Source organism: Ruegeria sp. R8_1 (genome assembly GCF_017743815.1).
Classification (GTDB): domain Bacteria; phylum Pseudomonadota; class Alphaproteobacteria; order Rhodobacterales; family Rhodobacteraceae; genus Ruegeria; species Ruegeria lacuscaerulensis_A.
Window position 1 is genome coordinate 537,373 of sequence record NZ_JAGHRL010000003.1, and the last position, 23,177, is coordinate 560,549.

The 23,177-nt window shown below is 58.8% G+C and carries 19 protein-coding genes; 5 read left to right on the forward strand and 14 right to left on the reverse strand.

The features are described from left to right. Window positions 1-17 precede the first annotated feature (17 nt). Window positions 18-545: a redoxin domain-containing protein gene (locus J7380_RS10020; protein ID WP_170755330.1), complete on the reverse strand. Its 528-nt coding sequence runs from the start codon at window positions 543-545 to the stop codon at window positions 18-20. Between the two features lie 91 nt (window positions 546-636). Between J7380_RS10020 and leuB the strand changes: the two genes are divergently transcribed. Further along, window positions 637-1,740, forward strand: coding sequence for a 3-isopropylmalate dehydrogenase (gene leuB, locus J7380_RS10025; protein ID WP_170755329.1), 1,104 nt, complete (start codon window positions 637-639; stop codon window positions 1,738-1,740). Window positions 1,741-1,800: 60 nt separating this feature from the next. Here leuB and J7380_RS10030 read toward each other — a convergent pair whose 3' ends face one another. Next, window positions 1,801-3,987 carry a PBP1A family penicillin-binding protein gene (locus J7380_RS10030; protein ID WP_209195593.1) on the reverse strand — a complete coding sequence of 729 codons (2,187 nt, stop codon included), beginning with the start codon at window positions 3,985-3,987 and terminating at the stop codon, window positions 1,801-1,803. A gap of 258 nt (window positions 3,988-4,245) precedes the next feature. On the opposite strand from J7380_RS10030, the gene J7380_RS10035 reads away from it, so the two are divergent. Both J7380_RS10035 and J7380_RS10040 read left to right on the forward strand, forming a co-directional pair. Continuing rightward, window positions 4,246-4,584 carry a P-II family nitrogen regulator gene (locus J7380_RS10035; RefSeq protein ID WP_058273036.1) on the forward strand — a complete coding sequence of 113 codons (339 nt, stop codon included), beginning with the start codon at window positions 4,246-4,248 and terminating at the stop codon, window positions 4,582-4,584. Window positions 4,585-4,616: 32 nt separating this feature from the next. Next, complete coding sequence (locus J7380_RS10040) at window positions 4,617-5,921, forward strand: ammonium transporter (RefSeq protein WP_209195594.1); 1,305 nt, start codon at window positions 4,617-4,619, stop codon at window positions 5,919-5,921. 116 nt (window positions 5,922-6,037) lie between these two features. Here the strand turns inward: J7380_RS10040 and J7380_RS10045 are convergent, their stop codons facing one another. From J7380_RS10045 to J7380_RS10055, 3 genes are all read right to left on the reverse strand, one after another. After that, complete coding sequence (locus tag J7380_RS10045; protein ID WP_209195595.1) at window positions 6,038-7,222, reverse strand: amino acid aminotransferase; 1,185 nt, start codon at window positions 7,220-7,222, stop codon at window positions 6,038-6,040. Further along, window positions 7,222-8,076, reverse strand: coding sequence for a 3-mercaptopyruvate sulfurtransferase (gene sseA / locus J7380_RS10050; RefSeq protein ID WP_209195596.1), 855 nt, complete (start codon window positions 8,074-8,076; stop codon window positions 7,222-7,224). The genes J7380_RS10045 and sseA overlap by 1 nt, the downstream gene beginning before the upstream one ends. An 82-nt stretch (window positions 8,077-8,158) precedes the next feature. Beyond that, window positions 8,159-8,704: an XRE family transcriptional regulator gene (locus tag J7380_RS10055; RefSeq protein ID WP_209195597.1), complete on the reverse strand. Its 546-nt coding sequence runs from the start codon at window positions 8,702-8,704 to the stop codon at window positions 8,159-8,161. Between the two features lie 108 nt (window positions 8,705-8,812). On the opposite strand from J7380_RS10055, the gene ilvD reads away from it, so the two are divergent. Beyond that, the gene (ilvD, locus tag J7380_RS10060; protein ID WP_209195598.1) at window positions 8,813-10,645 is read left to right on the forward strand and encodes a dihydroxy-acid dehydratase; all 1,833 of its coding nucleotides are present in this window, start codon (window positions 8,813-8,815) and stop codon (window positions 10,643-10,645) included. A 161-nt stretch (window positions 10,646-10,806) separates the two neighbouring features. On the opposite strand, the gene J7380_RS10065 is transcribed toward ilvD, so the two are convergent. Beyond that, on the reverse strand, window positions 10,807-11,832 hold the full coding sequence (locus J7380_RS10065) for a hypothetical protein (protein WP_209195599.1): 1,026 nt from the start codon (window positions 11,830-11,832) through the stop codon (window positions 10,807-10,809). A 40-nt stretch (window positions 11,833-11,872) separates the two neighbouring features. Next, window positions 11,873-12,691, reverse strand: a complete 819-nt coding sequence (locus tag J7380_RS10070) for a sulfotransferase family protein (protein WP_209195600.1) — start codon at window positions 12,689-12,691, stop codon at window positions 11,873-11,875. A 130-nt stretch (window positions 12,692-12,821) separates the two neighbouring features. Between J7380_RS10070 and J7380_RS10075 the strand changes: the two genes are divergently transcribed. Beyond that, on the forward strand, window positions 12,822-14,399 hold the full coding sequence (locus J7380_RS10075; protein WP_209195601.1) for a DUF5928 domain-containing protein: 1,578 nt from the start codon (window positions 12,822-12,824) through the stop codon (window positions 14,397-14,399). A 36-nt stretch (window positions 14,400-14,435) separates the two neighbouring features. On the opposite strand, the gene J7380_RS10080 is transcribed toward J7380_RS10075, so the two are convergent. The 7 genes from J7380_RS10080 to J7380_RS10110 form a co-directional block, all read right to left on the reverse strand. Continuing rightward, window positions 14,436-15,947 carry an aldehyde dehydrogenase family protein gene (locus J7380_RS10080; protein ID WP_209195602.1) on the reverse strand — a complete coding sequence of 504 codons (1,512 nt, stop codon included), beginning with the start codon at window positions 15,945-15,947 and terminating at the stop codon, window positions 14,436-14,438. 3 nt (window positions 15,948-15,950) lie between these two features. Beyond that, complete coding sequence (locus tag J7380_RS10085) at window positions 15,951-17,114, reverse strand: saccharopine dehydrogenase NADP-binding domain-containing protein (protein WP_348539092.1); 1,164 nt, start codon at window positions 17,112-17,114, stop codon at window positions 15,951-15,953. A 56-nt stretch (window positions 17,115-17,170) separates the two neighbouring features. Beyond that, window positions 17,171-18,346 (reverse strand): 2-aminoethylphosphonate--pyruvate transaminase, encoded by a 1,176-nt coding sequence (locus J7380_RS10090; RefSeq protein WP_209195604.1) that lies wholly within the window; start codon window positions 18,344-18,346, stop codon window positions 17,171-17,173. Between the two features lie 196 nt (window positions 18,347-18,542). Then, on the reverse strand, window positions 18,543-20,252 hold the full coding sequence (locus J7380_RS10095) for an ABC transporter ATP-binding protein (protein ID WP_209195605.1): 1,710 nt from the start codon (window positions 20,250-20,252) through the stop codon (window positions 18,543-18,545). A 4-nt stretch (window positions 20,253-20,256) separates the two neighbouring features. Further along, window positions 20,257-21,207, reverse strand: a complete 951-nt coding sequence (locus tag J7380_RS10100) for an ABC transporter permease (RefSeq protein ID WP_209195606.1) — start codon at window positions 21,205-21,207, stop codon at window positions 20,257-20,259. Beyond that, window positions 21,204-22,181, reverse strand: coding sequence for an ABC transporter permease (locus tag J7380_RS10105; protein WP_209195607.1), 978 nt, complete (start codon window positions 22,179-22,181; stop codon window positions 21,204-21,206). The genes J7380_RS10100 and J7380_RS10105 overlap by 4 nt, the downstream gene beginning before the upstream one ends. 48 nt (window positions 22,182-22,229) lie before the next feature. Continuing rightward, a complete protein-coding gene (locus tag J7380_RS10110; RefSeq protein WP_209195608.1) occupies window positions 22,230-23,177 on the reverse strand; it encodes a glutathione S-transferase C-terminal domain-containing protein in 948 nt (315 codons plus the stop codon).

Sequence of the window (23,177 nt, forward strand, 5' to 3'; positions counted from 1 at the left end):
TGTGTCACAGAATTCAATCAGAGCGGGCCGGTATAGGTGCCACGCGGCGGATAATCATTGCCTAACGTGAATTTCAGGCCGCCGACGATATCAGAAATGGCCGGGCGGCCAAACGGCGTTGTCTGCTGCCACGCATAGTACAACGTCCTGTCTGTCCCGATATAGAAATGGCCGGGTTCGGCGAACATCGCGGGCTCGGTACTGCCCTCGCGCGCGGTTGAGATTTGCAGCCCCCAATCCTCACGCGCAGCGGCCAAAGGCAGGCTGTGACCCACACGCAGACGCGACACCCCCGCTTTTTCGGCAGTTTCCGCAGCCCGTTCAGCAGTATCCGTGGTCACCATGATCACCTCGACGCCCAGAGCGGCAAAATCGTCCAGCGCGGCCTCAACCTCGGTCATTTGCTTGATGCAGATGGGGCAATGCAGCCCGCGATATTGAATCACCAGCGTGCCGTTTTCACCCTTATCGGCATCCAGATCGAAACTTCCGTGGCTGACGGTATCGATTTTCAGGCCTGGAACAGGATTTCCCGGTGTTAACATGTGTTTTCCTCGTGATTTGGCTGGATCGTCTCATTGACCCGCTCGGGTCCAGACGCTAGGCCCTGTGCGACGAAACGCAAGGAGATCCTTCATGTCCAACCCTTCGCTCCTCATCCTGCCCGGAGACGGAATTGGCCCGGAAGTTATGGCCGAAGTGCGCAGAATCATCGGATGGTTCGGCGACAAGCGCGGCCTTCACTTTGACGTGAGCGAGGATCTGGTCGGCGGTGCCGCCTATGACGCGCATGGCAAGCCCCTTTCGGATGAAACCATGGCCAAGGCACAAGAGGTGGACGCGGTTCTGCTGGGCGCCGTGGGCGGCCCGAAATACGATGATCTGGATTTCAGCGTAAAACCTGAACGCGGCCTGCTGCGCCTGCGCAAGGAAATGGACCTGTTTTCGAACCTGCGCCCGGCCCAGTGCTTTGACGCGCTGGCGGATTTCTCGTCGCTGAAGAAAGATATCGTGGCCGGTCTGGACATCATGATCGTGCGCGAGCTGACCTCGGGCGTCTATTTCGGCGAACCGCGCGGCATCTTCAACGAAGGCAACGAACGCGTGGGCATCAACACCCAGCGTTACACCGAGTCCGAAATCGAACGCGCCGCGCGCTCGGCCTTTGAACTGGCGATGCGCCGGAACAAAAAGCTGTGCTCGATGGAAAAAGCCAACGTGATGGAATCGGGCATCCTGTGGCGCGAGGTCGTAGACCGTGTGGCTGCGGACTACCCCGAAGTCGAGCTGACACACATGTATGCTGACAACGGCGCTATGCAGCTGGTGCGCGCGCCCAAGCAGTTTGACGTGATCGTCACCGATAACCTGTTCGGCGATATCCTGTCGGATTGTGCAGCGATGCTGACTGGTTCACTTGGGATGTTGCCATCCGCTTCGCTGGGTGCACCGATGGCCAATGGCCGCCCAAAGGCAATGTACGAACCCGTCCACGGCTCGGCTCCCGATATCGCGGGTCAAGGCAAGGCCAACCCGATTGCCTGTATCCTCAGCTTTGCCATGGCGCTGCGCTATAGCTTTGATCAGGGGGATGAGGCGGATCGCCTGGAAGCCGCAATTGAAAAAGTGTTGGCCGATGGTGTCCGCACTGCCGACCTGTTGGCCGAAGAGGGCGTACAGCCTGTGTCGACCACCGAGATGGGTGACGCGATTCTGGCGGCGCTGGACGAAAGCGTCTAATCCCCTCGGCCCACGGCAAATAAAGGCGGTGCCCGGTGCGCCGCCTTTTTCTTTGGCCGGTCAATTCCCGAAAATGTTGTTCAGCAGGTTATTGATGGCCCGATCCAAACCGGTTTGCTTTTTACGACGCTGTTGCTGTGGCTGAGCGGTCCTGACGGGCGGGTCCGGTGCCAACATCGGCAGCGGTGTGGGCGTCATCCCCTCGGTCACGCGGACCATTGTCTCTTTCCAGATCTCGGCGGGCAGACCACCTCCGGTAACGCCGGACAGGGGTGTGTTGTCATCATACCCCATCCATACACCAGCCACATAATCCGCCGTGAAGCCGATAAACCACGCATCCCGAGCGGCCTGCGTTGTACCTGTCTTGCCTGCCACCTGCCAGCCCGGCAGTTTCGCGCGCCCGCCGGTCCCTTCGGACACCACACGCTCCATCATCCAGGTCAGCTGCTTGGCCGCCTTATCGTTGATCACACGCTCGCCGATACCAGTTGTCGTCACCATGACGGGCGTCTCATCGCCCAACAGCTTCAGTTCAGTCAGGCCATAAGGCTCGACCGACGAACCGCCGTTCAGGATACCCGCATAAGCGCCCGTCATCTCGATCAGCGTGCTCTCGGACGCGCCCAGCGCCAGAGCTGGCCCCTCGGCCAGGTCGTTTGCGATGCCAAACCCGCTGGCAACAGTGCGTACGTTTTCAAGCCCCGATATTTCGGCCACCTTCACCGCCGGGATATTCAGCGAGTTCATCAGCGCGTCTGCCAATGTCACCCGGCCATAGAACTTGTTGGTATAGTTCTTGGGGCACCATGGTCCCGAACCGGGAATATCGATGCAGTAGGGTTCGTCCATCACCGTATCCAGCGGCGAATAGCCCAGTTCCAGCGCCGTGGCATAGACGAACGGCTTGAACGATGACCCGGTCTGTCGCAGCGCTTGCGTGGCACGGTTGAACGCGCCTGATACGCGGGTCTTACGCCCGCCGACCATCGCGCGCACCGCCCCGTCAGCGGACATCACGACAATCGCCGCCTGCGCCTTGGATCCTTCACGCACCTTTTCCTGAAAGATATATTGCAACGCTTCTTCCGCCGACTTCTGCAGCCGCTGATCCAGAGTTGTGCGGATCACCACATCCTCAGTGGTGTTGCGGGTAAAGAACTCGGGTCCGCTGGCCATGACCCAATCGGCGAAATACCCGCCTGCGCGCGCAGCCGCGGCCTCGGACAGTTGTGCGGGCCGTGCGCGCGCCTCGCTGGCCTGCGCGGTGGACAGGTATCCCTGATCCTCCATCAAACCAACAACAAGCCGCGCCCGGTCCTGCGATCGTTGAAGGTTGTTGGTCGGCGCATAGCGGGTGGGGGCGACCAGCAAGCCCGCCAGCATCGCCGCCTCGGACGGTGAAACCTCGGCCGCTGAAATACCGAAATAACGCTGGCTGGCGGCTTCGAATCCGCGGGCTCCGGCGCCAAGGAAAGCACGGTTGAGGTAGATCGTCAGAATCTCGTCCTTGGAGTATTTCACCTCCATCGCCATCGCATAGACGGCCTCTTTCGCCTTGCGCCAAAGCGAGCCCTGTCGGCAATCGGACTCGTATGCGGCCTCTGACTCCCACTCGGCCGGATCATAGGGCACACCCAGACACAGCAACTTGGCCGTCTGCTGCGTGATGGTCGAGCCACCATGGCCCGACAGCGGCCCCCGTCCCTCGCTAAGGTTTATACGCACGGCACTTGCCACACCACGGGGGCTGACACCAAAATGACGGTAGAACCGTTTATCCTCGGTTGCGATGACCGCGTGTTTCAGATGCGGTGAAACGGTATCTGCTGTGATCACGCCGCCGAATTGGTCGCCGCGCCATGCAAAGACCTTACCTTCGCGGTCCAGCATCGTCACGGAACCCCGCGCGCGTCCGTCCAACAGCGAATCAACATCAGGCAGTGAGGTGTAGACAACACCGATCGCCAACGCGAGCAACAGCGCGCACACGGCCCCCACGCGCCAGGTCACACCCCAGACCATACGCCAGAGCCAACGGAACATGCGGCGGAAAATCCCGCCCCCTTTGCCACCTGATTTCTTACGTGTTTTCTTACGGGTGGACTTTCGGGTGGTTGTCTTGCGTGCGACAGCCTTCTTGCCCGCAGGTTTCGCGGTGCGCTTGGTCGCCTTGGGTTTACGACCCTTGGACGGGTATCTTTTGTCCGCAACCAAAGGGGATTTGCGACGCCTGGAATCTGTCATTTCCGAACTCTGCCCGGTTATCGTTTTGAGCCACCATACCTTGCCCGACCAATGAAGTTGAGGTCTGAATTTCAGGTAAATCGCTTCCTTATTTTGCACATTTATTAGGCATTGTCTTCATTTTGTGCAAAAATTGTGCACCTCGCCGCAAATTTCCCCAGCGTCTGGCTGCTATCGGCGTTTCTAAACGCGGCCAGTCAGGCTTTTTTGCTGCGAGTGCAAACAAGCCGGACAGACCGGGTAGCAGAGGGGATCAACGTGAAACTGATCATTGCGACAATCAAGCCGTTCAAGCTGGAGGAGGTGCGCGAAGCACTGACCGAGGCCGGCGTGCGCGGCATGATGGTGACCGAAATCAAGGGCTTCGGCTCGCAGTCCGGTCACACCGAGATTTACCGTGGCGCCGAATACGCCGTGAACTTCGTACCCAAGATCAAGCTGGAAATCGTGGTGCCCGCCACGATGGCCGACCAGATCGTCGAAACCATCACCAAAACCGCCAAGACCGGCAAGATCGGCGACGGCAAGATTTTCGTCCTTGATGTCGAGCAGGCCCTGCGCGTGCGGACCGGGGAAACGAACGAAGAGGCGCTGTAAGGCGCCCCCATCCGTAAAAGGACAGATATCAGATGAAACTAAACCGAATTCTCACCACAGCCGCTGTGCTGGTCGCCTTTCCTGCGGCTGCCTTCGCTAATGACCCGCCTTCGTCGATGGAGGACGTGGGCTATATCTTCACCACTCTGCTGTTCCTGATGGCCGGTTTCCTGGTCTTCTTCATGGCGGCCGGATTTGCCATGTTGGAAGGTGGCCTTGTGCGTTCCAAGAACGTGGCGATGCAGATGATCAAGAACATCGCGCTGTTTTCGATTGCGGCGATCATGTATTGGCTGGTTGGCTTCAACACGATGTATCCCGGCGACTTTAACGGCTTCTTCGCCCTTGGTGGTCAGACCGTTCTTGATCCGGTTGGCATTGCGTCTGCGGATGCGGCGCTGGATTATGCGTCGATTGGGTCGGACTTCTTCTTCCAGCTGGTCTTCGTTGCCGCAACGGCCTCGATCGTGTCAGGTGCAGTGGCCGAGCGTATCAAGCTGTGGCCCTTCCTGATCTTCGTCGTTGTGCTGACGGGCATCATGTACCCGATCTCTGGTTCGTGGCAGTGGGGCGGCGGCTGGCTGTCTGAAGCTGGCTTCTCGGACTTCGCTGGTTCGACCGTTGTGCACTCGGTCGGTGGCTGGGCTGCTCTGGCAGGCGTGATCGTACTGGGCCCGCGTATCGGCAAGTACAAAGACGGCCGCGTTCACCCGATGCCCGGTTCGAACCTGGCGTTGGCAACCCTGGGTACGTTCATCCTGTGGCTGGGTTGGTTCGGCTTCAACGGCGGCTCGCAGCTGGCGATGGGCACCGTGGGTGACGTTTCCGACGTGTCGCGCATCTTTGCCAACACCAACATGGCCGCTGCATCCGGTGCCGTAGCCGCGCTGATCCTGACGCAACTGCTGTACAAAAAGCCTGACTTGACCATGGTGCTGAACGGCGCGCTGGCCGGTCTGGTGTCGATCACCGCTGAACCTCTGGCCCCGACCCTGTTCGGTGCGCTGTGGATCGGTGCTGTGGGCGGTGTCATCGTGGTCTTCGCGGTTCCGATGCTGGACAAGTTCAAGCTGGACGACGTTGTCGGTGCGATCCCGGTTCACCTGTTCGCCGGTATCTGGGGCACCATCGCCGTGGTCTTCTATGGTGAGGCCTCGTTGGGCACTCAGCTGCTGGGTATCGCGGCCTACGGTGTGTTCACCTTTGTCGGCGCGCTGATCCTGTGGGTCATCCTAAAGACCACCCTTGGCATCCGTGTCAGTGAAGAAGACGAGATCAACGGTCTCGACATGGCCGAGCTGGGCATGGAAGCCTACCCGGAATTCTCGAAGGGTTAATATCCCCGAGATACCCAAACCAAAGCCGGGCGTTCGCGTCCGGCTTTTTTTGGATCATACAGGCATGAAAAAAGCCGCGCCCTAGGGCGCGGCTTTGATGTGTTAACCAGATAGGCTTAAACGCCGACGTCGACAATCGCCTTGGCCAGAATCGGAACCGTGTTGGCGTTCAGACCAGCGATATTCAAACGGCTGTCTCCCACCATATAGATCCCGTGATCGTTGCGCAGTTGCTCGACCAATTCAGGTGCTGCACCCAGACGCGAGAACATGCCGCGGTGCTGGGCGATAAAACCAAAGCGGTCTGACCCGCTCAGGCGCTGCAATTCGTCGGCCAGTTGCTGACGCAGGCCCAGCATGGACAGGCGGACCTCTTCCAGCTCGGCCGCCCAGTCGGCGCGCAGGGCGTCGTCATTCAGGATTGTGGTCACAACCCGCGCGCCGTGGTCGGGCGGGAAGGAATAGTTCTGACGGTTCAGGAAGGCCAGCGTCGACTGGTTCAGCGCCGTCTGCGCCGCATCATCACTGATCGCCATCAGCAAGCCAGTCCGTTCGCGATAAACGCCGAAATTCTTGGAGCACGACGCCGCGATCAGGCAACGCTTGACGGATGAGGCTACCAGACGGGTTGCCTGCGCGTCTTCCTCAAGCCCGTCACCAAAGCCCTGATAGGCAATGTCGACCATCGCCACGAGGCCCAGCTCGTTGATAACGTTCACCACCTCTTGCCACTGGACCATGTTCAGGTTGGCCCCGGTCGGGTTGTGGCAGCAGCCATGCAGCAGCACGACGTCGCCTGCTTTGGCGGTCTTCAGATCGGCGATCATACCGTCGAAATCAACGCCACGGGTCTCACCGTCGAAGTACCGATAGGGTACGGTTTCGATGCCCAGATAGTTCAGGATCGACAGATGGTTCGGCCATGTGGGGTTCGACACAAAAACGCGGGCCTCAGGGTTGGCCATGCGGATCATCTCGAAGGCTTGCCGACAGGCCCCGGTACCGCCGGGGGTCGCAACGGCGGCGATATTGCCGCGCTGCACGGCGTCGCCAAGGATCAGGCCGATCATCGCATCGGCATAGGCCGGATCACCAGCCAGACCGGTATAGGCTTTGCTCTCCTGCTCTTCCAGAATGCGCTTTTCGGCAGCTTTGACGGCACGCATCACCGGGGTCACGCCTTCGGCATTCTTGTAGACGCCCACACCCAGGTCGATCTTTTGATCGCGCGGGTCGTCGCGATACATCTGCATCAGCGCCAGGATTTTATCGGCGGGCTGCGGTTTGAGGTTCTCGAACATCAGTTCTCTCCGGTTGCGACGGGCAGGGTCGGGAAGGCACCCCATTCAGCCCAGGATCCGTCATAAAGCGAATGGTCTTTCTTGCCCAAGCGTTCCAGCGCCAGGCTGAGGATCGCGGCGGTCACGCCCGACCCGCAAGTGGTGATCGCGGGTTTTGTCAGGTCAACGCCAGCAGCTTCGAACATGGTGCGGCACTCCTCGGGCGATTTCATCGTGCCGTTTTTGTTCAGCAATTCGCCAAAAGGCACGTTGCGCGACCCCGGAATATGGCCCGAGCGCAACCCCTCGCGCGGTTCGGGCGCAGTGCCTGCAAAGCGCGCAGCCGCGCGGGCGTCGATGATTTCGTGGTCATTCAGCTTGGCAGCGGCCGAGACCTGCGTCACGTCCCGCACCAGATGGTTCTGCACGCGCACAGTCATGTGGCGGTCACGGATCACGGGGGGCAGGTCTTCGATCTCGCGGCCCTCGGCCTGCCATTTGGGAAAGCCACCGTCCAGCACGGCCACGTTCTCCTGCCCCATCAGGCGGAACAGCCACCAGACCCGCGCCGCGGACATCAGCCCGGCGCCGTCATAGACCACAACCTGATGGCCGTCGCCCACACCCATGGCCCGCATCCGCGACATGAACTTTTCAACCGGGGGCGCCATATGCGGCAGGTCCGAGCGGCGGTCGGAAATCTCATCAATATCAAAGAACCGCGCACCGGGGATGTGGGCCGCGTCATATTCGGCCTTGGCATCGCGGTTCTGCGCAGGCAGATACCACGACCCATCCAGAACCCGCAGGTCCGGGTCTTTCATATGGGCCGCAAGCCAGTCGGTAGAAACGAGGGTTTTCGGATCGTCCTGCATCAAAGCCTCCCCTAAGCGAGCTTGGGTTTTCCCTATACGCGCAGGGGTGCAGGTTCAAGACTGGATGGGGGCAGCGGGCTGCTTAACCGGCCTGACCATAGTGGTGCATGTTCAGAAAGGCGGCACCCTGCGGCCCAGCGCGATAGCCATGCGGCAAATCGGCGGCAAAGCGCAGCCCTTGCCCGGATTGCAAAGGCACCCATTCGCCATCGCGCAGAATCTCTAGCGATCCGTTCAGCACGAACACCTCTTCGGTTACGCCTGCGGCGTGGGCGGCGGATTCGTGGCTCTGGTTTGGGGCCAGGTCGACATGGAAGGTTTCGGCCCCCAGCGCGGGATCATAGGGAAAGACGATCTTGACCTCGATGCTGCCGGGGAAAGTCACGGTTCGAAACAGGCTTTCATCCGTTGGGTCACGCAAAACCGACGATCCTATCAGCGCGCTGAGCGGCAACTGAAACCCTTTGGCGATCTTCCACAGGGTCGCGATGGTCGGGCTGGATTCGCCGCGCTCGATCTGGCCCAGCATGGCTTTGCTGACGCCCGTCATCTCGGCCACCTTGGACAGGCTCAGCCCCGAGGCCGCGCGCACATCCCGTAATTTCAGCGTAATGTCGTCCGGTGCCATATCGCTCGTCTTTCGAATCCTCTTGTGCGTTATAGCGCACATGTGATACGTGCGCTATAACGTACGAACCCCAAGACATGCAACCCGAGGCAATAGGGAAACAGCGTCATGCCACTCTACCGATCCAGAACCTCTACTCATGGCCGTAACATGGCCGGCGCCCGCGGCCTGTGGCGCGCAACCGGCATGGGGGATGACGATTTCGGCAAACCGATCATCGCCATCGTCAATTCGTTTACGCAATTCGTGCCCGGTCACGTCCACCTGAAAGACCTTGGCCAGATGGTCGCGCGCGAGGTTGAAAAGGCCGGAGGTGTCGCCAAGGAATTCAACACGATCGCCGTGGATGACGGCATCGCCATGGGCCATGACGGGATGCTGTATTCGCTGCCCTCGCGCGAGGTGATCGCCGATTCCGTCGAATATATGGTCAACGCACACTGCGCCGATGCGATGGTCTGTATCTCGAACTGTGACAAGATCACGCCGGGTATGCTGATGGCCGCCATGCGCCTGAACATCCCTGCGATCTTTGTCTCGGGCGGGCCGATGGAGGCGGGCAAGATCGACATCGCCGATCTGGACGCCAAGAAAATCGACCTTGTGGATGCCATGGTTGCTGCCGCCGATGACAAGTTCACCGATGAACAGGTTCAGCATATCGAGGAAAACGCCTGCCCCACCTGCGGGTCATGCTCGGGCATGTTCACCGCGAACTCGATGAACTGTCTGGCCGAGGCGCTGGGTCTGGCGCTGCCGGGCAACGGGTCCACGCTGGCCACCCATTCGGACCGCAAAGAGCTGTTTCTTGAGGCCGGTCGCCGCATCGTCGAGATCACCAAACGGCACTACGACTTGGACGAAAAAGGCTTCCTGCCCCGCGAAATCGCCACGTTTGATGCGTTCGAAAACGCCATGTCGCTGGACATCGCCATGGGTGGCTCGACCAACACCGTGCTGCACCTGCTGGCCATCGCGCATGAGGGCGGCGTGGATTTCGACATGTCCGACATGGACCGTCTCAGCCGGAAAGTGCCGTGCCTGTGTAAGGTCGCGCCCAACACCGAGAATGTGCATATGGAGGACGTTCACCGCGCCGGTGGCATCTTCTCGATCCTCGGCGAACTCAGCCGCGCCGGTCTGCTGCACGAGGGGTGCAGCACCGTGCATTCCGGCACCATGGGCGAAGCGATTGCCAACTGGGACATCAAGGTCGCCAACAACCCCAAGGCGCAGGATCTGTTCAAGGCCGCGCCGGGTGGCGTGCGCACCACGCAGGCGTTCAGCCAGTCGAACCGCTACAAAGAGCTGGACACCGACCGCGAAGGCGGCGTGATCCGCTCCAAGGAGCACGCATTCAGTCAGGATGGCGGTCTGGCCGTTCTGTTCGGCAATATCGCGCGCGACGGCTGCATCGTGAAAACCGCCGGTGTGGACCCGGCCAGCCTGACCTTCACCGGCTCGGCCTATGTTTGCGAAAGCCAGGATCAGGCGGTGAACGACATCCTGACCGGCAAGGTGAAAGAGGGCGACGTGGTCGTCATCCGCTATGAGGGCCCGCGCGGTGGGCCGGGGATGCAGGAAATGCTCTACCCGACCTCGTATCTGAAATCCAAAGGTCTGGGCAAAGCCTGCGCCTTGCTGACCGACGGTCGGTTCTCGGGCGGCACCTCGGGCCTGTCGATTGGCCACGTCTCGCCTGAGGCGGCCGAGGGTGGTGTCATCGGCTTGGTACGTCAGGGCGACAAGATCGAGATCGACATCCCCAAACGCTCGATCCATCTGGCGGTCTCGGACGAAGAACTGGCGACCCGCCGCGCCGAGCAAGACGAGAAAGGCTGGGAACCCGCCGCACCGCGCAAACGCAAAGTGTCCACAGCGTTGAAGGCCTATGCCAAGCTGACTACAAGTGCGGCCAAAGGAGCCGTGCGTCAGGTTTGAGTCAGTAATCGCTCAAAAAACGGCCCGCCTATCCGGTGGGCCGTTTTCGTTCTGTTGTGCTGGCAAAGCGTACACTACGTCGGACATCATCAACGGAAGCTTTATTACTCCCGGCTCAAATCGCCAATTTACTAAGGTATGCGGCGCCCGAACTATTTTTATTAGTCAAACTTCACAATTGATATATCGCAATTTGTAAATTTTCCTTTTATTTCAATTCGGTCCGGCACATACAGCTTTATAAGAGAACCGTTTTCGCATATGTATGCGTCGCCAAAGTCTATTGACTTTGTCAAAACCAATTGCGGACTGCTTTCCCACCATGCGCGTGTTGTGCACCATTGTCGCACCGAAAGGTTAGTTACCCCGACAGCCCAATACTCAGCTTCCTCCCGCAAGCACATAATCTCAAGGATATCGTCACCAGCAATTGTCGCTGCACCGGAATCCAACAACCAATCTTGAATGCCTGAAGAGGATAAACTGCTGGGGACAGTGATAATTTCGCCTGAAGTTCTTTCGTTTTGAGGCAAGCGAACATAACGTAAAACCGCCTCGCCTGCCTTTCGGGTGCGCCACGACTTCAAAGAAGAATTGATCGAGACAATTCCAATATCCGTATCAGGTTCAATCAATACTCTATGGATTATCTCTTGGTCAGCGTAAGCTTTGACGGCTGCTTCCAATTCAAAGTGGTTGGCAGGTAGCCAGTCATACCTAAAAAGAGCTTTTGCTAGACCCGATGCGGTTTCGTCAACAGGAATACACTCACGTGACGGTCGGTTGTTTTCTCCGTAACCGATACTGTAAACTAATGTATGGTCAGGTACGTTGACTACGGCAGAAGGAACTGGCCCAACGGTATATACAGTTTCAACTTGTGCGCCGGGTTCAACCGACAAATTCCAAATAATCTCTTGGGTGGTATATAGAATAAGGTGAATTGGCTCTTGGTCTTTTTTGATCTCAACAGTTAGTTCGTCGCCCGGTTCACGACGGCCAAGAAATCCGACGGCGTGTATTTTCCCAGACCGAAGTAAAGCCCGTTCCGGAACGCAGCTACCTGTGTCCACGAATGTGCGGTCGACGGCCTGTTTGAATTCAAACCGCTGCGCGCGCAAGTCTCCCGCCGCAGCTTCAATCGATCCCAAAATACACAGCATTAATGCAATCAAAGCTGGTTTCAATATAGGTCCTTTCAAATCTTATTAATGCGCCTACTGCCCCTCAATCCCCCAGTTTGGCGTGGACCTCGTCCAGATCAATCTCGCCGATTGGCATCTTGTTGGCCGGGTTCTCGAAATCGTATTTGAACAGCTCGAAATCCTGTTTGTAGATTTCGTAGACCAGATGCATCGAAAGATCGTCGAAGTAGTCCTCGACCGGGTGCGCCCGCTTGGGGCCATGCCCTTCGGATTCGTTGAAGCGCGGGATCTGGGACAGGTCCACACCGTGCGGCGTGTCCAGGTGGTTCAGAACATCCTGCATTCCGTCATTGAACGCTTCGGTCCAGAAAATCCGATCATACCGCCCGCCGTTGACGATAAAGGTCGAGACATGACCTGACATGGCCGACCAGTGAATATCGGGGTCCATCGGCCTGCGCCAACGGATCGTATCACGCGCAAACAGCAGAAACCTACGGAAGCTGGCGATCTGGTCGAACTCACCCTTGCCATCATCGCCGCCAACTTCGATCCCGTAATTATAGATCAGCGTCGGCACCAGGTTCCCGCGATACCGTTTTCCGTTGCGCTGAATCCCGCAGATCTTGTCGAAAAACGAACTGAGAATCCGTGTGTACGGATTGCGCACGCAGGTGAACGCGTAAGATGCATGAGACTGGACATTATCCGAGATCGGCCCCTGGCTGCCGTCAAAAGCCCATTTGTGCATCCCATCCTTGGCGTCATGGATGTCACCGTCAAAAAACTGGCCGTGATCCGAATAATACATGATCTGCCCAATGGTCGAGCAGGCGCATTTCGGTACCACACGGTACACCATGCTTTCACTCTCGGTCATCCATGTTCCGGGAAAACCCATCTGCAAGCCTCCTATGCGGTTTGCCGCACTCGCATTTCATAGCAAAAAACCAAAAATATTCTGTTTATTCAATCGTTCATCCTCAGTATCACGGGTGGCACCGGGCGAAAATGGGAAACAATGAACCAACATGGCGCGCATTGCCTATATCCTTCTGTGTCATAAAGATCCGGACGCAATCATATCGCAGGCCGAACAGCTGACTGCGGCCGGTGACTGTATGTCTATACACTTTGATGCCCGCGCCGATGCGGTGGCGTTTCAACGCATACAGGATGCGTTGAAAGACAATCCGAATGTGACCTTTGCCGCCAAGCGGATCAAGTGCGGTTGGGGGGAGTGGTCCCTGGTTCAGGCGACACTGTACGCGTTGCAGGCTGCGGTGCATGCGTTTCCCCGGGCCACGCATTTCTACATGCTGTCCGGCGATTGCATGGCCATCAAGACAGCGGAATACACGCATCGTTTTCTGGCCGAGCGCGACATGGATATCGTGGAAAGCCACGATTTCTTCGAAAGCAATTGGATCAAAACCGGGATGAAGGAAGACCGGCTGATCTATCGCCATTTCTTCAACGAACGCACCCAAAGCTGGCCCTTCTACACTTCATATGAATTGCAGAAACGCTTTGGCCTGACCCGCGAGGTTCCAGCGGATATTCAGGTGATGATCGGCAGCCAATGGTGGTGCCTGCGCCGCCGCACGATCGAGATGATCCTGGAGTTCCTACGCCAGAGGCCGGACGTGAAACGGTTTTTCTCAACCACCTGGATTCCGGACGAGACGTTTTTTCAAACGCTTGTGCGCCATCTTGTGCCAAAAGAAGAGATCGACAACCGCACCCCTACCTTCCTGATGTTCTCGGACTATGGGATGCCGGTCACGTTTTACAACGATCACTATGACATGTTGTTGGGTCAGGATTACCTGTTCGCCCGCAAAATCAGCCCCGAGGCTCACGAGCTGAAAGAACGTTTGGGCCGACTTTATGCAACCAAGGGCGTTGATTTCCCGATCTCGAACGAAGGGCGCAACCTCTATAGCTTTCTGACAGGGCGTGGCCGTGTTGGGCGCCGACATGGGCAACGCTTCTGGGAAGCCAGCAATACTCTGGGGTCCGAGCGCGAACTGTTCGTGGTCGTGTGCAAAAAGTGGCATGTCGCCAAGCGCCTTGTCGACCAAATCGCCTCGGAAACGGATATTCCTTGCGTCGAATACCTGTTCAACGAAGACGATACCCTATTACCCGATTTGGGCGGTATAGAAACAACAGTGTTGAAACGGTCGCGCCACCGGCGTGCCGTCGTGCGGATGCTGTATGAAAGCTTTGAAAGTGATGCTCTGGTTTTGTGCGTCGATCCGGCCAACCTGGACATCATCAATGATTTCTGCGCCGATCAAGCCAAAACCCACGTGTTAGAGATAGACTGTCAGTATTCTGACGACTACCTGATCGGTCATGCCCGACGTGTCGGATTGGCCGGGGCGGACAGCCCCGCGGACACTGTTGCGCCATTAGTGCCGACGCTGCGCAATGCGTTAGCCTATGAATCCGAACTGATCAGAAACGCCGCACTTGATGAATACACACGCTTGCGCGAGACAAATTCGCGGGCCGAGAACGAGGCTGCGGTTGCCCGGTTTCTGCGTGTATCGAAAGAAAAGGCACAAGCGATCATGCAGCTGGATTACCTTTTCGCGGATTGATCCGGCGGCGCTGTTGTGCGCCGCCGGGCTGCTTGTTCAGATGTCGAACTTCACGCCCTGTGCCAGAGGCAATTCAGCCGAGTAATTCACCGTATTGGTCTGCCGTCGCATATAGGCTTTCCACGCGTCCGATCCGCTTTCGCGCCCACCGCCGGTCTCTTTCTCGCCGCCGAAGGCTCCGCCGATCTCGGCCCCAGACGGCCCGATATTGACGTTCGCGATGCCGCAATCCGATCCGGCTGCGGTCAGGAACTGTTCAGCCTCGCGCATGTTCAGGGTGAATACGCAGGACGACAGACCTTGTGGCACGTCGTTTTGAATCTCGATGGCGTCATCGAAATCGTCGTAACCCATCACATAGAGGATCGGCGCAAAGGTCTCGGTCTTTACCGTGGCCGTCTGGCCGGGCATCTCGACAATGGCGGGCTGCATATAGACGCCATCCGGCACGCCCTCGGTCACGCGCTGGCCGCCGAACACTGCGCCACCTTCGGCCTCGGCGGCTTTCAGCGCGGCCGTCATGGCCGCGCCCGAGGCCTCATCGACCAGCGGGCCTATCAGCGTGCCCTCAGTTAGCGGGTTGCCGATGGGCAGACCGGCATAGGCTTTTTTCAGCCGGCCCACCAGTTCCTCGCGGATTGAGTTATGTACGATCAGGCGGCGCAGCGTGGTGCAACGTTGACCCGCAGTGCCCACGGCAGAAAACACTATCGCCCGCACTGCCATTTCCAGATCGGCCGAGGGGCCGACGATCATCGCGTTATTGCCACCCAGTTCCAGAATGCACTTGCCAAAGCGGGATGCCACCACAGGGGCAACCGCGCGACCCATCCGGGTCGAGCCGGTGGCCGAGATCACCGGCACATTCTCGCTGGCCACCAGCGCCTCGCCCAGAGCGGCGCCACCGATCAGGGTTTGCAGCAGATGGTCGGGCGCATCGCCAAACCGGGCCAGTGCGCGTTCAAAGATCTTCTGGCAGGCCATCGCGGTCAGAGGCGTCTTTTCGGACGGTTTCCAGATCACCGTGTCGCCGCAAACCAGCGCAATCGCGGCATTCCACGACCAGACCGCAACCGGGAAGTTGAAGGCCGAGATGACGCCGACCGGCCCCGCCGGGTGCCACGTCTCCATCATCCGGTGGCCGGGGCGCTCGGACGCAATGGTGAGACCGTATAACTGCCGCGACAGGCCGACGGCAAAGTCGCAGATGTCGATCATCTCTTGCACTTCGCCCAGTCCTTCGGACGTGATCTTGCCGGCCTCCCAACTGACCAGCGCGCCCAGGTCGTCCTTGGCGGCGCGCAGTTCCTCGCCCAGCAGACGGATCAATTCGCCCCGGCGCGGGGCGGGTACGGTGCGCCACGCCTTGAACGCCGTTTTGGCATTGGCAAAGACGGTGCCCATGTCGCCCGCCGGGGTTTCATGCACCTCGGCCAGCAGGCTGCCGTCGATGGGCGAATGCACGGCTAGCGAGCCGCCGGTCAGTTCTGCGACCGTCAGGTCCAGATTGGCGAGGGTGGTTTGCGCAGTCATCACGATGTCTTTCATATCTCAGGCCGCCTTGTTCTGTTGGGTTGCATCGCCAGCGCGGTAAAGCTGGCCAAATTCGGTGTTCAGGAAATCGGACAGGGCCACGTGTTCCTGCCGGACAAAGCCCTTGGCAGGCAGCGCACCGGTGCGCATCAGATCGACCACGCCCAGAACACCGGCGGCGGTGGTGACTTGAATCGCACTCCAAGTCTGTCCGTTGATGGTGCGGGCATAGCTTTTGTTGATCAGGGATTTCTCGCGCAGTGCGCCGTCGATCTGGCCTTTGGCAGTGCAATAAACCAGCACTACGTCCTGATCCGTACGCGGAAGGGCGGTCTCGAAAATATCCTTGAGCAGATCGCGCCGACGTTCCAGCCCTAGATCCTTGAGCAGCAGTTTCAGGATATCGCAATGTCCGGGATACCGGATCGAGCGATAGGACACCGCCCGCGCCTTGCCGTCCAGCGTTTCGGGCAATGTGCCCAAGCCGCCCGAGGTGTTGAAACACTCATATTCCACCCCGTCATGGCCCAGCAGTTCGTAGTCCTCCAACGGCGCGGTCTTGACCCGCTCACCATTCACGATCGCATCGCAAGGGTTGCAGTATTCGTTAATCAGCCCGTCGGTGGACCATGTCAGGTTGTATTTCAGCGCGTTGGTCGGGAACAGAGGCAACGCCCCCACCCGCATATGCAGGCTGTCCAACGTGTCGAATTCCGCCGCCAGTGCAGCCCCGGCGATGCCGACAAACCCCGGTGCCAGACCGCATTGCGGCATGAAGGCGGTTTCGCTGCCTTCGGCCAGATCGCGCACGGCATTGGTGGCGGCCACATCCTCGGTCAGGTCAAAGTAATGCGCGCCGGCATCCTTGGCCGCCTTGGCGATCTGCGGAGTCAGAAAGAAAGGCGCGGCCGAGATCACCGCGTCGAACCCATCCAACCCCTTGGTCAGTTGCACCGCATCGGCGACGTCAATCTGCCGTGTGGAAATACCTTGTCGGTTCAGTACCGACAGCGCCACAAGATCGCGGTCGGCCACGGTGAGCGAGTAGTTGGATGATGACTTCAGCAGGGCCGCGATCATCTGACCGATCTTGCCTGCTCCGATGACACAAATTTTCCAGCTCAAAACGCGCCTCCTCTTTCGTTTTGGGAAAGTATGAAGGCACGCCTGTTCGGTCCGCAGGGGCAATCTTGACGATATTATCGATTATGCCGTCATTTTGACGGTACTTCCGTCATTTATCCGACTTGCGCCATCCGTGATGCGATTGCCGCTGCAGGTGGTGCGGCGCTACGCACCCCCATCTGTTTCAGCGCATGATCCGCCGCCGCCACAACAGCGCGCATGACCTCGGCATCCATGCGGCCAATGCAGCCGATGCGGAAACTGTCCACCTCGGTCAGTTTACCGGGATAGATGATAAAGCCTTGCTCCTTCATCAGATCATAGAACCGCGTAAATTCGAAACGCGGATCGGCAGGGCAAAAGAATGTCACGATGATGGGCGACAACCACGCATCCGGCAGCAGGGTTTCAAACCCCAGCGCGCGCATCCCCGCGACCATCACATCGCGGTTCTCCGCATAACGCGCGCCGCGCCCGGCCACGCCACCCTCGGCCGCGTGTTCGTTCAATGCTTGCAGAAAGGCGGCAACCACATGAGTCGGTGGGGTAAAGCGCCACTGCCCGGTTTTCTCCATCGCGTCCCATTGCGCGTACAGGTCAAGACTGAGCGAGGGGCAATTCCCGTTGGCCGAGGCCAGCGCCGTTTTGCGGGCCAACACAAAACCAAAACCCGGTACGCCTTCGATGCATTTATTGGCAGAGGAAACCATCGCCTCGAACGTATATTCGCTGGGGGACAGCGGGATCGCACCAAAAGCCGACATACTGTCGATCAACAGCTTGCGGCCCGCCGCTTCGGTGGCCTGTGAAATCTCGTGCAGAGGGTTCAGAATACCTGAACTGGTCTCGCAATGGATTGCAACCACATGGGTGATCGCCGGATCATCAGCCAGAATTTGTGACACTTCGACCCCACGCGGCGGCAGATAGTCGCCCTTGTCCAAAACAACACAGGCCCGCCCGGCATAGTCGAGCGTCTGCGCCGCCCGTTTGCCGTAGGCCCCGTTGGCCAGCACCAGCGCCTTGCCATCTTGCGGGATGAATGAGGTCAGCATCGCCTCGACCGCAAAACTGCCCGAGCCCTGCATCGGAACGCAATCATATGCATCGTGCCCGTCGCCCAGCAGGCTCAGCAGCCGCGCGCGCAATTCGGCCGTCATTGCGCGGAAGTCGCTATCCCAGCTACCCCAGTCGCGCAGCATCGCTTGTTTCACGGTATATGAGGTCGTCAGAGGGCCTGGTGTCAGCAAGTAAGGCTCACCAAGTTGCGGGCGGGGCAATGAAGTCATCGGGCAAGGCCTTTTTGAAAAGCGGTTTGGCCCGGTCACTGTATTGAGATTTACTTCTTTAGGATATGCATCATAGCTTTTTTGTATGACATGCCCGCTGTCAGAAATCTGACATGTGATTTATCATCACGACACCTCCCCACGGCACGACAAACCCTTCAGGGTCTGATGTACCGGGCGGGTCGGATTGTGGTCTTTATGCCTCGGGGCTCAGCCCTTCGGTGGAGAGGTCATCAAGTTTGGGCATCAGCCGCAGCAGTTCGCTTGCATATTCAGTCTGCGGATTGGCAAACAGATCGTTGGTCTCTTGCAGTTCAACCACCTTGCCCTGTTTCATCACGGCGACCCGGTCGCACATCTGGCGCACGACCGGCAGGTCATGGCTGATGAACAGCAGGGTCAGGCCCAGATGCTCCTGCAGGTCCTTCAGGATGTTCAGGATTTGGGCCTGAATAGACACGTCCAGCGCGCTGGTCGGTTCGTCACAGATCAGGAAGCGCGGCTGCGTGGCAAGCGCGCGGGCAATGGAAATCCGCTGACGCTGACCGCCCGAGAATTCATGCGGATACTTCAGCCCGGCCTCATGACCCAGCCCAACCTGATCCAGCAATTCATCCACACGGCGCTTGATATCGGCCCCGTCCATCAGTTTGTGATGGCGGATCGGCTCTGCCACGATCTCATCCACCCGCATCCGGGGATTGAGTGAGGAATACGGGTCCTGAAAGATCATCTGGATGTTCTTGCGATAGGCATCCAGCGCGGCCTTGTTGGTCAGATCGCTGACCGTCTGCCCTTCGAAGGTGATCGTGCCGCCATCAACAGGGTAAAGCCCCGCAATCATCCGCGCGACGGTGGATTTGCCCGAGCCGGACTCACCCACAACGCCAAACACCTCACCGGCGCGGATATCAAAGCTGACATCGTCCACAGCGGTGAAATAGGTGCGGTCCCACGGCAGAAGTCCGCGCTTTTGCAGGAACCTCTTGGTCAGGTTGCGGATTTCAAACACCGGCTTGCTGGTGTCATTGTCCACTTTGGGCCAGTGGCGGGCCATGTCTTCGATCGCAAAGCGGGTCTCACGCCCGCCATAGCTGATTTGCGGAAAGCGATGCAGTTTGAGCGTCGGGCGCGGCACGGCGGCGATCAGGGATTTGGTGTATTCGTGGGTCGGCTGGCCCATGACCTGAGACGTCGGGCCGCTTTCGACCACTTTGCCCGCATACATCACCGTCACCTTGTCGGTGGTGTCGGCAATCACGCCCATGTCGTGGGTGATCAGGATAACCCCTACCTGCCGCTCGGTCGCCAGTTCCTTGATCAGGTCCAGAATCTGCGCCTGAACGGACACGTCCAGCGCCGTGGTCGGCTCATCCGCGATGATCACGTCCGGCTCGGTACACAACGCCAGAGCGATCACAACACGCTGCCGCATCCCGCCCGAGAACTGGTGCGGGTACTGATCCAGCCGTGTATCGGGGTCAGGGATACCCACGCGGTCGATCAGATCGCGGGCGCGTTTGTTGGCCTCGGCATCCGAGCCGCCCAGATGGGCCTGAATCGTCTCAACCAGTTGCTCGCGCACGGTGAACAGCGGGTTCAGCGAGGTCAGCGGATCCTGAAAGATCATCGAGATCTTTTTGCCACGCAACCCCCGCATTGCGTCCGCGTCGATACCGCTGATCTGATCACCGCGCAGCTTGATCGTACCGCTGGCGATACGTCCGGGGCGATCCAGAAGGCCCATGATGGCCGCACCGATGGTGGATTTACCGGCCCCGGATTCACCCACAAGCCCGTGGATTTCGCCGGGTTCCACCGACAGGTCCACATGGTCCACGGCGGTGAACAGTTGGCGGCGGGTCGGGAATTCGACCGTCAGGTCATTGATCGTCAGAAGGCTCATGAAATCACCGCAGCTTGGGGTTCAGCGCGTCGCGCAGCCAGTCGCCCAGCAGGTTCACAGACAAGGCCAGCGCCAGAAGGGTGCAGGCCGGGAAGAACAGAATCCACCACTCACCCGAGAACAGGAAGCCCTGCCCGATACGGATCAGTGTCCCCAGAGAAGGCTGGGTCGGTGGGGCGCCCACGCCGAGGAAGCTGAGTGTCGCTTCGGCAATGATCGCCAAAGCCAGCGAGATCGTGGCGATCACAAGAACCGGGCTTAGGACATTGGGCAGGATGTGACGGAACATGATCGGGAAGGACCCACGACCGATCAGGCGAGCGGCCTGAACATATTCCTTGTTTTTCTCGACCAACGCCGCACCACGCACAACACGGGCGAACTGGACCCAGTCGGAAAGCGCAATGGCGACGATCAGGACGTAGATCGCCATCTCATCGCGGTATTCCGGTGGAGTTACGCCTTTGGCGATACCAAAGATCAACATGGCAACCAGAATGGCCGGGAAAGTCAGCTGTACATCGGCGACCCGCATGATCAGTGTTTCAATCCAGCCGCCGAAATAGGCCGCGACCAGCCCAAGAACGATGCCGATGATCAAGGCCAACAACACGGCAGATGCGCCCACGAACAGGGAAACGCGCATCCCGTACAGGATGGTCGAGAACACGTCGCGCCCCTGATCATCGGTGCCCAGCAGGAAGGTCTCCTGCGTAAAGGCGTTGGGTGTACCGGGCGGCGTGAACCCGTTCATCAGGTTCAGCGAGGACGGATCGAACGGATTATAGGGCGCGATCAGCGGCGCAAAGATCGCCGAAAGCACCAGAATGGCCACAACCAGAGTCGCGATAATAGCCACAGGCGAATGCCGAAAAGACCACGCGAAATCGCTGTCCCAAAATTTGGCGAGTCGCGACTTTTCCGGCGCTTTGGGGGTATCAAGAATATCGGTCATGTGGCCCTCGCGTCGACACGCAGGCGCGGGTCAATGGCATAGTAAAGAAGATCGACAATCAGGTTGATCGTCACGAACATGACCGAAATCAGCATCAGATAGGCGGCCATGACAGGGATATCGACAAACTGGATCGCGTTGATGAACAGCAGGCCAACGCCGGGCCACTGGAACACCGTCTCGGTGATGATGGCGAAGGCGATGATCGAGCCCAACTGCAGACCCGTAATCGTGATCACCGGAACCATGGTGTTTTTCAGCGCGTGGCGGAAGTTGATTACCCGATCAGACAACCCACGGGCGCGGGCGAACCGGACGTAATCGGCGCGCAACACTTCCAGCATCTCGGACCGCACAAGCCGCATGATCAGCGTCATCTGATAGAGGCCCAGCGTGATCGCAGGCAGGATCAACGCCTTAAGGCCAGACGAGGTCAAAAAGCCCGTAGACCAGTTCCCAATCATAACGGTTTCGCCCCTCCCGAAGCTGGGAAGAAGGTCAAGTTCGACCGAGAAGATATAGATCAGCAAAATCCCGATCAGGAAGGTCGGCAACGAAACCCCAATCAAACTGACGGTCATAATCACATTCGCCGCGATCCCTTGTCGTCGGATGGCGGTGAAAACGCCCAGCGCAATTCCAATCGTGATTGCCAGAAAGCCCGATACAAAGGCCAGTTCCAGCGTCGCAGGCGCGCGTTCTGCTATGATGGTCGAGACCGGGCGACCCTGACGGTAAGAGACGCCAAAATTGCCTTGAACGGCCCCTTGCAGGAACTTGAAATACTGGACCGGGAAGGGCTTATCCAACCCAAGCTCGCCCCTAAGCCGGTCGATATCGGCCTGGGTGCGCTCTTGCCCCAGCATGTTGTCGATCGGATCGCCGACAAATCGGAACATGGAAAAAGCGACCAGACCCACGACCAAAAGCACGATCACGGATTGGAACATCCTTCGAACGATATATGCGAACATTTAGTTTCCCCGTTGATCTGCCTCTCTACGCATGCGCCGACCAAATGGTCAAGATGTCGCAGAGGACAACGCCGCCCGGTCCTGAGGCGCGCTCCAGTCGACAAATGGCCCCAACGGCACGATCCCCAGCGGGTTTCGCAGCTCGGAAGGTGAGAAATACCCGGCCTTGTAGATATCGGGCTTCACTGTCCGGGCAATTTCCGGTCGAGAATACAAATCCCGCGCATAGCCCCAAAGATGTGGATAATCCACCAGACGCCGCAAATTGCAGCGGAAGGCATAGTGATAGGCCACATCGAACCGCGCCAGAGTCGGGAACAGGCGCAGGTCGGCCTCGGTCAGATCGTCGCCGCACAGGTATCGATTGGTGGCCAGATGGGCCTCGATCTCGTCCAGCATGGTGAAGACGTCGTGGAAACCGGCCTCATACGCCTCCTGCGTGCGGGCGAACCCGGCGCGATAGACGCCATTGTTCAGGCGCGGGTAGATTTTGGCGTTCCAAGCGTCGATCTGATCCAGCTTGTCTGGCGGGGCCAGATTGGGGCCATAGCCTTCCAACGTGCCCAGCATACGCACGAGATCGGCGGATTCATTGGACACCGCGCGGTTTTCGGCGCGATCCCACAGCAAAGGCACGGTGATGCGCCCGGTATAGGCGGGATCTACCTTTTCATAAGCCTGATGCAGCGCGGAAACGCCGAATAGAGGGTCAGCATATTCCCCTTCGGTGTCGTAAACCCAACCGTCCGGCGTGCGACGCGGGCGAGCATAGGCGACCGTGATCACATCCTCCAACCCCTTGACGGCGCGGGTCAGCAGGACCCGGTGTGCCCAAGGGCAATTCCACGCGGCATACAGGTGAAACCGCCCCGGCCCGAACGGGCCGTCGGGCAGAGCGTTGCGGATGGACGACGCCTGACGACGGTATGCGCCGTCAAGCGATGTGTCGGGGGCGGGGTCGTCCACGTGGTAAACCCCGGCAATCATAACGCCCAT

Excerpts from the sequence above, each read along its gene's own strand:
- sseA (WP_209195596.1), bottom strand. The coding sequence starts at position 8,076 with ATGCAGGACGATCCGAAAACCCTCGTTTCTACCGACTGGCTTGCGGCC.
- J7380_RS10080 (WP_209195602.1), bottom strand. The coding sequence starts at position 15,947 with ATGAAAGACATCGTGATGACTGCGCAAACCACCCTCGCCAATCTGGAC.
- leuB (WP_170755329.1), top strand. The coding sequence starts at position 637 with ATGTCCAACCCTTCGCTCCTCATCCTGCCCGGAGACGGAATTGGCCCG.
- J7380_RS10045 (WP_209195595.1), bottom strand. The coding sequence starts at position 7,222 with ATGTTCGAGAACCTCAAACCGCAGCCCGCCGATAAAATCCTGGCGCTG.
- J7380_RS10075 (WP_209195601.1), top strand. The coding sequence starts at position 12,822 with ATGGCGCGCATTGCCTATATCCTTCTGTGTCATAAAGATCCGGACGCA.
- J7380_RS10100 (WP_209195606.1), bottom strand. The coding sequence starts at position 21,207 with ATGACCGATATTCTTGATACCCCCAAAGCGCCGGAAAAGTCGCGACTC.
- J7380_RS10110 (WP_209195608.1), bottom strand. The coding sequence starts at position 23,177 with ATGGGCGTTATGATTGCCGGGGTTTACCACGTGGACGACCCCGCCCCC.
- J7380_RS10020 (WP_170755330.1), bottom strand. The coding sequence starts at position 545 with ATGTTAACACCGGGAAATCCTGTTCCAGGCCTGAAAATCGATACCGTC.
- J7380_RS10070 (WP_209195600.1), bottom strand. The coding sequence starts at position 12,691 with ATGGGTTTTCCCGGAACATGGATGACCGAGAGTGAAAGCATGGTGTAC.
- ilvD (WP_209195598.1), top strand. The coding sequence starts at position 8,813 with ATGCCACTCTACCGATCCAGAACCTCTACTCATGGCCGTAACATGGCC.
- J7380_RS10095 (WP_209195605.1), bottom strand. The coding sequence starts at position 20,252 with ATGAGCCTTCTGACGATCAATGACCTGACGGTCGAATTCCCGACCCGC.
- J7380_RS10030 (WP_209195593.1), bottom strand. The coding sequence starts at position 3,987 with ATGACAGATTCCAGGCGTCGCAAATCCCCTTTGGTTGCGGACAAAAGA.
- J7380_RS10055 (WP_209195597.1), bottom strand. The coding sequence starts at position 8,704 with ATGGCACCGGACGACATTACGCTGAAATTACGGGATGTGCGCGCGGCC.
- J7380_RS10090 (WP_209195604.1), bottom strand. The coding sequence starts at position 18,346 with ATGACTTCATTGCCCCGCCCGCAACTTGGTGAGCCTTACTTGCTGACA.
- J7380_RS10105 (WP_209195607.1), bottom strand. The coding sequence starts at position 22,181 with ATGTTCGCATATATCGTTCGAAGGATGTTCCAATCCGTGATCGTGCTT.
- J7380_RS10040 (WP_209195594.1), top strand. The coding sequence starts at position 4,617 with ATGAAACTAAACCGAATTCTCACCACAGCCGCTGTGCTGGTCGCCTTT.